The organism is Actinoplanes sp. NPDC026623 (assembly GCF_040638275.1).
Lineage (GTDB): Bacteria > Actinomycetota > Actinomycetes > Mycobacteriales > Micromonosporaceae > Actinoplanes.
In genome coordinates this window covers 18,962-28,115 of the sequence record NZ_JBEZXZ010000115.1, presented here as the reverse complement: position 1 = coordinate 28,115, position 9,154 = coordinate 18,962, and the positions used below count along the sequence as shown (strand labels likewise).

8 protein-coding genes and 1 pseudogene are annotated in these 9,154 nt (G+C 72.7%); 6 read left to right on the top strand and 3 right to left on the bottom strand.

Annotated features, from left to right (window positions below):
- Positions 1-924: pseudogene (locus AB0F10_RS28390) on the top strand (peptidase); the annotation flags it as partial.
- A gap of 199 nt (positions 925-1,123) precedes the next feature.
- Complete coding sequence (locus AB0F10_RS28385) at positions 1,124-1,606, top strand: hypothetical protein (protein WP_360631503.1); 483 nt, start codon at positions 1,124-1,126, stop codon at positions 1,604-1,606.
- Here the strand turns inward: AB0F10_RS28385 and AB0F10_RS28380 are convergent.
- The 3 genes from AB0F10_RS28380 to AB0F10_RS28370 are packed head-to-tail and all read right to left on the bottom strand — an operon-like array spanning position 1,582 to position 4,360.
- Positions 1,582-2,598 (bottom strand): YafY family protein, encoded by a 1,017-nt coding sequence (locus tag AB0F10_RS28380; protein WP_360631500.1) that lies wholly within the window; start codon positions 2,596-2,598, stop codon positions 1,582-1,584. The two genes, AB0F10_RS28385 and AB0F10_RS28380, sit on opposite strands and share 25 nt — an antisense overlap.
- 53 nt (positions 2,599-2,651) lie before the next feature.
- Positions 2,652-3,701, bottom strand: a complete 1,050-nt coding sequence (locus AB0F10_RS28375; protein WP_360631497.1) for a hypothetical protein — start codon at positions 3,699-3,701, stop codon at positions 2,652-2,654.
- An 11-nt stretch (positions 3,702-3,712) separates the two neighbouring features.
- Positions 3,713-4,360, bottom strand: coding sequence for a hypothetical protein (locus AB0F10_RS28370; protein ID WP_360631494.1), 648 nt, complete (start codon positions 4,358-4,360; stop codon positions 3,713-3,715).
- A gap of 436 nt (positions 4,361-4,796) precedes the next feature.
- Between AB0F10_RS28370 and AB0F10_RS28365 the strand changes: the two genes are divergently transcribed.
- From AB0F10_RS28365 to AB0F10_RS28350, 4 genes are read left to right on the top strand one after another with little or no spacing between them, the layout of a single operon-like run.
- Positions 4,797-7,760, top strand: coding sequence for a nitrate- and nitrite sensing domain-containing protein (locus tag AB0F10_RS28365; protein WP_360631491.1), 2,964 nt, complete (start codon positions 4,797-4,799; stop codon positions 7,758-7,760).
- Positions 7,760-8,179 (top strand): roadblock/LC7 domain-containing protein, encoded by a 420-nt coding sequence (locus AB0F10_RS28360; protein WP_360631488.1) that lies wholly within the window; start codon positions 7,760-7,762, stop codon positions 8,177-8,179. The genes AB0F10_RS28365 and AB0F10_RS28360 overlap by 1 nt, the downstream gene beginning before the upstream one ends.
- Positions 8,169-8,555: a DUF742 domain-containing protein gene (locus tag AB0F10_RS28355; RefSeq protein WP_360631485.1), complete on the top strand. Its 387-nt coding sequence runs from the start codon at positions 8,169-8,171 to the stop codon at positions 8,553-8,555. The genes AB0F10_RS28360 and AB0F10_RS28355 overlap by 11 nt, the downstream gene beginning before the upstream one ends.
- On the top strand, positions 8,536-9,135 hold the full coding sequence (locus AB0F10_RS28350) for an ATP/GTP-binding protein (protein WP_360631482.1): 600 nt from the start codon (positions 8,536-8,538) through the stop codon (positions 9,133-9,135). The genes AB0F10_RS28355 and AB0F10_RS28350 overlap by 20 nt, the downstream gene beginning before the upstream one ends.
- Positions 9,136-9,154: the final 19 nt, after the last annotated feature.

Sequence of the window (9,154 nt, the reverse complement as noted above, 5' to 3'; positions counted from 1 at the left end):
GCCGCGGGCGCCGCCGGCCCGGGGCTCGGTGCGCCGGCCGGTGATCTCGTTCCCGACCTGCCCGGGCTCGGCCGGGCGCTGCAGGGCGTCGCGTTCCCGCCGCAGGGACGCACCACCGTCGACTGGGACGTGTTCTTCGGCGTGGCGCGAACCGTCGAGATGCAGCGCGAGGCCGACGCCGCACTGGCCACGATCTCGCGCGCCGCGGGCGTGCCCGTGACGAACGCCGCGGACCTGCTGGACCTCGCCGGGGACGGCCGGCTGCGGAAGGCCGCCGAGTCCGTGTTCACCGGCCTGTCCGCCGAGGAGACCGCCGACCGGATCGCCGAACTGGTCACGCTGCTGCTGGCGCTGGCGGCCCTGCGCAGCGACGCGGCCCGCTGGCGGCACAGCTGGACCGGCGCCGCCGAGCTGGTCGCCGCCGACGGCGCGCACCTCGACCTCGGCGGCCTGGCCGCGCTGGCGAGCGACCCGGCGACGGTCGCCGCCGCCCGGGAACGGCTCGCAGCCCTGGGCATCGACGCCGCGGCCGAACCCGGCGCGGAGGCCGCGCAGACCCGGCCCGAGGTGGTCGGCGGCGTGGTCAACCTGGTGGTCGACGGGGCCCGGACGGACGTGTTGATCGTCGACACCGGACTGTTCCTGGTGCCGGGGCTGCCGCGCTCGCAGAACGGCTCCGCGAAGCGGCGGCTGTCCCGCTTCGCCGCGGCCGACGCGCCCCAGCGCGATGCCGCCGCTCCCGGCAGCCGGTTCGTCGCCTATGCCGAGGTCGCCGGCGCCACCCGGACCAAGCGCAGGAGCTGGGATCTCAGCCTGCGCGACGGCGGCACGCTGCGGCTGCGGGCCGCGCTCGACTCCGACGAACTGCCGGGCGGCTGGGTCGCCCTCGACGACGCCATAGCGTTCCTGTCTCGCACCAGATAGTCACCGTCCTGGGTGAACCGATCCCTGCCCCGAAGCGTGCTGGTAACAACTGGGTCGCATCACTGACTCATTGAGTCACCAAGCCATCACCAGGCGTCATTATGGGATCGGCATCATTCGCTTACCGTTCGCCGAAATCGGGTAGGAGCAGGCCGCGCGGAGCAGCGATGATCGCCACAGACAGGGGGGAGGGGGCGCTGTGGATCGGGGACCGATGGCGCTCTTCGGGGCTATCGTCGCGATAGGCCTCGGACCGGCAATGTGGCTCGGCGCGCAGTTCGGCGCCGCGACCGAGACGGCGGACCGGCCGCCGGCGGTGACCACCGTCCAGCAGAACGGCACGCCATCGGGCGGTTCCGGCGCGGGTGACGCGCCGACCGGCGCCGGGGAGATCACGGACGAGCCCGTGGCGAACAACCAGCCCAGGTCGACCAGGACCGTGCGGCCCAGGCCGGCCCGGTCCTCCCCGTCTCCGTCCGAATCGGAGACATCGCCGACCCCGCCGGTGCAGACGTCGTCGCCGAGCCCCTCGAAGCCGCCCGTCGACCCGCCGCAGGAGTCGACCACCCCGCCCACCGATCCGCCGACCAAGGACGTGCCGCCATCGTCGCCCTCCGACGGGAGCACCGACCCGGGCGACGTGAGGATCGAGCGGGTCTACGGGACCACGTCCAGCGCCTGATCCCCGCCGCGCGGCTCCGCCTCGAGATAGGTCGCCGCCAGGCCGCGGGCGGACTCGGCGAAGCGCTCGCGCAGCTCCGGCGGGTCCAGCACCTCGGCGTCGGCGCCCAGCTTCAGCAACTCCGTGTGGCCGTGCAGGACCGATTCGATGGGCACGGTCGTGGTCAGCCGGCCGTCGTCGCCCACCGGGCCGGCGCAGGCCCGGGCCACCCGCGCCATCTCCGGCGGGAAGAGGTACGCCATCCGGCCGAGCGCCCCGGCGGTCATCCGTACGGTCGCCTGCGCGGTGTAGACGCTGCGCTCGTACCGCTCGGTCCAGGCGCTCCAGAACGAGGCGAGGTCGAAGTCGGTCGGGCGCGGCGCCGGCTCGTCGAGCAGCTCCGCGTCGAGCACGTTGGCCACCCGGTACGCGGTCACCTTGTCGCGGGACAGGGCCACGACATACCACCGCCCCGCCTTGAGGACCACGCCCAGCGGGGACAGCGTCCGGGTCACCTCGCGGGGCGCCTTCCAGCGCAGGTAGCGCACCTGGAGCATCCGCTCCCGCCAGACCGCGTCGGCGATCGTGGCCAGGTGCGGGGTGGGCTCGTCGGCCCGGAACCAGCCGGGCGCGTCCAGGTGGAACCGCGTCCGCACCCGGTCGGCCCGGTCCGCAAGCTCGCCCGGCAGCGCGGCCCGCAGCTTGAGCTCCGCGGCGGCCAGGACCGAGCCGAGCCCGAGCTCCGCGGCCGGCCCGGGCACGCCGGCCAGGAACAGCGTCCCGGCCTCGTCGCCGGTCAGGCCGGTCAGCCGGGTGCGGTAGCCCTCGAGCAGCCGGTAGCCGCCGGCCGGGCCGCGGTCGGCGTAGATCGGGACGCCGGACGCGCCGAGCGACTCGACGTCGCGGTAGACCGTCCGCACGGACACCTCGAGCTCGTCGGCCAGGTCCTGCGCGGTCATCCGCCCGCGCGCCTGCAGCAACAGCAGCAGGGAGACGAGGCGGGATGCGCGCATCCGCTCAGCATGGCACCGGCCGCGTGCCGGGGCACGCGACCGGTTCGCGCGGGCTAGAGGCTGAGGATGCGGTTGAGGATGTCCCGGTACCCGCGCAGCTGCAGGCGCAGCCGCTCGGTGTCCTCGGTGTCGTCGGCCAGGCCGTCACGCTGTGCCTTCAGGCCGGCGGTGAGCCGTTCGACCGCCTCGTCGATCAGCGTGGTCGCCTCGGCGGCCGCGTCCTTCGGGCTGTCGACGAAGCGCAGCTGGACCTCGCGCCAGCGGTCCTGGAACGACTGGGCGTCGTCGGCGCCGAAGATCGTCTCGGTCCGGGCGGCCGGCGCGGTCGCGGCCGCGCCCACCGGCACCGGTACGGCGGCGACCACCGCGCTCCCGGCGGCGGGCTCGTCGGTCGCCGGGGTGTCGTCGGCCGCCGCGAGCGGGGCGTCGGTGACCGGGGCGGCGGCCACTGCGTCGAGCTCATCGGCGTCGGGGTCGTCATCGTCGTCGGACTCGGGGGAGGCCTCGTCGGTGATCGTCTCGACGGCCTCGGGTTCGTCGTCGGAGTCGTCGTCATCGTCGTCCGACTCGGAGTCGGCCCGTGCAGCGTCGTCCGGTTCGGAAATCTTCTCGGCGTCCGCCGGCGCGGCCTCGGCGTCGAGGGCGGCGTCGCCGGCGGCGGGCTCGTCGAGCGGGACGTCGACGTCGTCGGCCGGCCCGCGGCGGTGCTGCGCGTCCGCCCCGTCCTCGTCCTGGTCCCAGGACTCCCGCGAATCCGTGCCGGCGGGGCTGCCCGCGTACGGCACGTTCGTGTCGTCCGCGGCGTCCCACCGGCCGTCCCCGCGGGCGGGCGCCGCGAAGGCCGTGGTCGGTTCCTGGCTCCCGGTCGTGTCGTCGTCGGTCACGGTGCCGGCGGCCGTGGCGTCGCGGGGCTCGTCGTCGGTGGACTCACGGTTGTCGTCATCGTCGTCGATGTCGTCGCCGGGCGTCGTCGGGGTGTTCGACCACGGCGACGGCGGCCGCTGGTTCGGCACCGCCACCGGGTCGGACTGGACCCGTTCCGGTCGGTCGTCGAGCGCCAGCTCTTCGTTGGCTTCGCGCGCGTCGTTGGAGAAGAAACGCATGATCAGGCTCCTCAGCGGCTCGTGGCGTCGGGACGGGAGCCCGCGACGTCGCTGTCGTGGTTGTTGATCTGTTGGTTCGGGACCGTCGGGTGGGATTCCGCCGCGGCGGCGGCGCCTTCGGTGCGGACGGGGTTCTCTCCGAGCAGGTCGGCGAAGAGCGCGCGGTAGTGGACCAGGGCCTGCCGCAGATCCTCGGTGCTCGCCTTGCCGCCGGCGCTGCGTTCGCTGATCTCGTGGGCGTCGCGGTAGTGCTCGAGGGTGCGGGCATGCGCGACGGACAGGTTGGCGAGCTGGTCGTCGTAGTCCCCGGTCGGGTAGCCGCGCTCGCCGATGAGCCGGGTGACCAGCTCGTCGGCGGTGGAGACGGCCTCACCGGGTGAGTCGACGAACTGGATCTGCACCTCTTCCCAGGCCAGCGAGTACCTCGCCTTCGACTCGGCAGACAACTCCTGGAGCTCGAACTCGGCGTGCCGCTTCTCGCGTTCACGAAGCTCACGCTCGCCCTCCGAGCGGCTGTCGGCATCGCCGACCACCTTGTCGTACTCGGGGCCGAAGGTGTTGCGAAGCTGCTTGCGGCGGCTGGCGCGTACGCCGTAGACGGTGACGGCTGCGATCAGCAGCACGACGACGATGAGAACGATCACGACTGTGGGGGACATCGGATTCCTCCTTCTTCACCCCCGGATATGCCCACCCAACCAGGGTCATCAATCCGATTCGACAGCACGGCGTGAAAACCCTCCGTCTGTGTGGACGGCAGACTTGACCCGTTCCAGAAAATGTCGTGGACGACGGCCGGCGGGGCGTCCGTCCCCGGCTGACCGGAAACGGACAGGTGGCCCAATCCGGGCGAGCCGGACCGGCGCGCGGCTATTTTGTCGTGAGATTCACCAAAGCGCGACCTGCAACGCATGCCGTTCCCCCAGGACAATTAGGACGGTCCACTGCATTATGGCACGTACCGGCGCTAGCTCCGATCGCGTCCATTACGTATCCTGCCGAAGGCGTGCTCAGCTCGAAAACGGCCGTTAACAAGCGTCGACGGCCACATCGTCCTGCGCTGCGCAGGTCCTGCATCCACTCGGGCGGAGTCTGATGAGAACCCGCAACTGGTCGATCCGTTCGAAGATCATCGCGATGGTGGCGGTGCCGCTGACGGCGCTGCTCGCGCTCTGGGTCTTCGCGACGGCACTGACCCTCGGCCCGGCCCTCAACCTGATGTCGGCGCAGACCCTGCTGGACACCGTCGGCACGCCCGGCGAGGCGCTCACGGGTGAGCTGCAGCGCGAGCGGCGGCTCTCGGTCGAGTTCCTCGCGGACCCCAACGGCAGCCCCGCCGCGCTCGTCGCACAGCGCGCCGCCACCGACCGGGCCGGCACCGAGTTCCGGCGCACCGCCGGCAGCGACGCCGCGCGTGGCGCCGCGACCGACACCCTGGAGACCCGGATCCGGCAGGTCTTCTCCGACCTCGACGGGCTGGCCGCCAACCGAGTGCACATCGACCGCCGCGAGGTGGACCCGATCGGCGCCCAGAACCTCTACAACGGCATCGTCGACAGCACCTTCCAGATGTACTCGGCGCTCGCCACGTTCAGCGACGAGCACATCGACCGCCAGATCCGCGCCATCACCATGATCGGGCGCGGCCGTGAATACCTCAGCCGCACGGACTCGCTGATCGCGGGCGCGCTCGCGGCCGGAAAGCTGAGCGCGGCCGGCCGCGGCGAGCTGCTGCAGACGATCACCACCACCCGCTTCCTGCTGTCGCAGGGCGTCACCGATCTGCCCGAGCAGAACCGCACGGCGTTCCGGCAGCTCAGCAACAGCACCTCGTTCAACCGGCTCCGCGAGCTGCAGGACATCCTGATCAACGACAGCCGGCCCGGCGTCGCGGCTCCGGTGCAGGCGTCGTCGTGGCAGCCGGCGTACGACACCTCGGCGCAGCAGTTGCGTGCGTTCGAGATCAACGCCGCGGACTCGCTCGCGCAGCAGGCCGTGCCGGTCGCGGTCAGGGTGATCATCCGGCTCGGCCTGGCCGGCCTGCTCGGCCTGATCGCGGTCGTCGTCTCGGTCTGGGTGTCGCTGCGCGTCGGCCGCTCGATGGTCGGTCGCCTGATCCGGCTGCGCGGCGAGGCGCTGGAGATGGCCAACGAGCGGCTGCCCTCCGTGGTCCGCCGGCTGCAGCGCGGCGAGGCGGTCGACGTCGAGGTGGAGACCCCGCCGCTGGAGTACGGCCGGGACGAGATCGGCGAGCTCGGCCGCGCCTTCAACGAGGTGCAGCGCACGGCCGTGCAGTCGGCGGTCGAGGAGGCCAACGTCCGGCGCGGGATCAACGAGGTCTTCCTCAACATCGCCCGCCGCAGCCAGACCCTGCTGCACCGGCAGCTCTCCCTGCTCGACCGCATGGAGCGGCGCGAGACCGAGCCGGACGAGCTCGAGGACCTCTACCGCGTCGACCACCTCGCCACCCGGATGCGCCGCCACGCCGAGGACCTGGTGATCCTGGCCGGCGCCGCGCCCGGGCGCGGCTGGCGCAACCCGGTGCCGGTGATCGACGTCGTCCGCGGCGCGATCAGCGAGGTCGAGGACTACAAGCGGGTCGACATCGTCTCGATCGAGTCCTCCGCGGTGCTCGGCCGGGCCGTCGGCGACGTCATCCACCTGGTCGCCGAGCTGCTGGAGAACGCGGCGTCGTTCTCACCGCCGCACACCCGGGTCCAGGTCGTCGGCCAGGTGCTGCCGAACGGCTACGCCCTGGAGATCGAGGACCGCGGCCTGGGCATGTCCGCCGAGGCGATGGCCGAGGCCAACCGCAAGCTGCTCGAGCCGCCCGACTTCGACCCCACGGACAGCGCCCGGCTCGGTCTCTTCGTGGTCGCCCAGCTGGCCAACCGGCACGGCATCCGGGTGACCCTGCGCACCAGCGGCTACGGCGGCATCACCGCGGTCGTGCTGGTGCCGGGCGATCTCGTCACCGCCGGGCCGGGCCGGGCCGAGCTGCCCGCCGGGCCGTCCACCCCGGACAAGTCGTGGGACCGCCCGCTGGTCGGCACGGGCACCGAGGATCCGTCGCGCCCGTCGCTCGCCGCCCTGCAGTGGCAGGGCACCGAGGAGCTGCGCTCGATCGCGGTGGCCGGCCGTCCCGTGACGATCAACGGAACCGCCACGGCCGGCCCGGACCTGGCCGACACCGCCGTCGACCTGACGCCCCTGACGCCCGCCGAGCCGAGCGGGCCGAGCCCCAGCGCCGTGGTCGAGGGGCTCACCGAGGACGGCCTCGTGCAGCGCCGCCGGACCAGGCCGCGCCGGGCCAAGGACGGGCCGACGGCTCCGCCGGCCCTGCTACCGCCGAACATGACCTCGCCGGCCGGTCTGACCTCGATGGAGCTGCCGTCGGCCGGCAACGGACTGACGTCGAACGGCGCCGGCCCGGGCGCCGAGGGCCTGAACGGCGGCCTGAACGGCATCGGCCTGGCGGGCGACGCCCCGCTGCGGCACGGTGACCTCCCGACCGCACTGCCGGGGTCCGCCCCGGCGCCGTCCAGGCCCCGCATCCCGGCGCCGCGCGTCGCGAGCGAGCCGATCGGCCAGCGGGCGGATCTCGCCCCCCCGGGCATCTCGCCCGAGCCGCCGGCGTCCGCCGCGGACCTCGCACCGCCGACTGCCGCGGAGCCGCTGGACGAGGCCGACGAGGCGCTGCTGCCCAAACGGGTCCGGCAGGCCAGCCTCGCGCCGCAACTGCGCGGCCCGGTCGCCGAGCGCGTCGCCAGCGGCACCCCCCGCTCCCCGGAGCAGGTGCGCAGCCTGATGAGCGCCCTGCAGCGCGGCACCGCCGAGGGGCGCCTCGCGGCGGCCGCGCTGAGCGCCGCGAAGGACCCGGAGCCGCCGGCAGAGACATCCGTCACTGACAAACAGGAGACGCTAGAGGCGCGGGCGATGTCGGAGGCGGCTACCGTCACGTTCCCGGCGGTACAGAGCCCGGTGGCGGCCGGACTCTCCGCAAACAGCGACAACGCGCCCGATGAGAATCACGAGAACCGGCCGGAGAAGGACGCATAGTGGCAAACACGACGAACCACCAGGGCGCCAACCTCACCTGGCTCCTCGACGACCTGGTCGAGCGGGTGCCGTCGGTGCAGCAGGCGGTGGTGCTGTCGGCGGACGGGCTCATGATGGGCGCGTCCGCCGCTCTGAGCAGAGAGGACGCCGAGCACCTCTCGGCGATGGCGGCCGGCTTCCAGAGCCTGGCCAAGGGGGCGAGCCGGCACTTCCAGGCCGGCCCGGTGCGCCAGACCGTCGTCGAGATGGAGGACGCGTTCCTCCTGGTCACGGCGGCCGGCCTGGGTGCGTGCCTGGCGGTGCTCGCCTCCAGCGACGCGGACCTGGGCCTGATCGCGTACGAGATGGCCATGCTGGTGATCCGGGTGGGCCAGACGATGGACGCGCCCGAGCGGCCCACCGGGTCCCATGCCCGTTGATCCGCTGCGCGCGCCGCACGACTGGCTGGACCACGACGCAGGCCCGGTGGTCCGGCCGTACGCGATGACGCAAGGCCGGGTCGCCCCGTCCGGTTGTGAATTCGATCTTGTCGCTTTCGTGGTGGCGACGATGGCGAACGCGGCACCGTCGCCCTCGTTGCAACCGGAGCATCACGCTATCGTCGGCGCGGCGTGGGAGCCGACGCCGATTGTCGAACTAGCCTCCAAACTGGACCTCTCCCTCGGGGTCGTCCGGGTTTTGCTGGGTGATCTACGCTCAGCGGGACTTATTTCGCTCTACGAGCCCCCTGCGGCCTCTCAGCCGCATGACGTCGACGTACTCAAGGCGGTTGTCAATGGACTCCGTGCGCTCTGACCGAGACGGCACGCGCTCTCGCATCCCGGTCGCGCTCAAGATCCTCATCGCCGGCGGGTTCGGTGCGGGCAAGACCACGATGGTCGGCTCGGTCAGCGAGATCCGGCCGCTGCAGACCGAGGAGGTGCTGACCGGCGTCGAAGGCGCCGACGACACCTCCGGAGTGGAGGGGAAGCGCACGACGACGGTGACGATGGACTTCGGTCGCATCACGATCACCGACGATCTGCAGCTCTACCTCTTCGGCACGCCCGGGCAGGACCGCTTCTGGTTCCTCTGGGACGAGCTGTCGCAGGGTGCGCTGGGCGCCATCGTGCTCGCCGATACCCGCCGCCTGGCGGACTGCTTCCCGTCGATCGACTACTTCGAGCAGCGCGGCACGCCGTTCGTGGTCGCCGTCAACTGCTTCGACACCGAGCGCCGGTTCGGCTCCGAGGCCATCGCCCGCGCCCTCGACCTCGACCCCGACGTTCCGGTGGTCGAGTTCGACGCGCGCGAGCCGCTGGCCGCCCGCAACGTCCTGATCGAGCTGGTCGAGTACGTCGCCCGCCGGCAGCTGCTGGCCGCCGGCTCACGCTGAGGGGCGTGCTGACCGGCCC

Coding starts and splice junctions, on each gene's coding strand:
- AB0F10_RS28355 (WP_360631485.1), top strand. CDS start 8,169: ATGCCCGTTGATCCGCTGCGCGCGCCGCACGACTGGCTGGACCACGAC.
- AB0F10_RS28365 (WP_360631491.1), top strand. CDS start 4,797: ATGAGAACCCGCAACTGGTCGATCCGTTCGAAGATCATCGCGATGGTG.
- AB0F10_RS28370 (WP_360631494.1), bottom strand. CDS start 4,360: ATGTCCCCCACAGTCGTGATCGTTCTCATCGTCGTCGTGCTGCTGATC.
- AB0F10_RS28350 (WP_360631482.1), top strand. CDS start 8,536: ATGGACTCCGTGCGCTCTGACCGAGACGGCACGCGCTCTCGCATCCCG.
- AB0F10_RS28375 (WP_360631497.1), bottom strand. CDS start 3,701: ATGCGTTTCTTCTCCAACGACGCGCGCGAAGCCAACGAAGAGCTGGCG.
- AB0F10_RS28380 (WP_360631500.1), bottom strand. CDS start 2,598: ATGCGCGCATCCCGCCTCGTCTCCCTGCTGCTGTTGCTGCAGGCGCGC.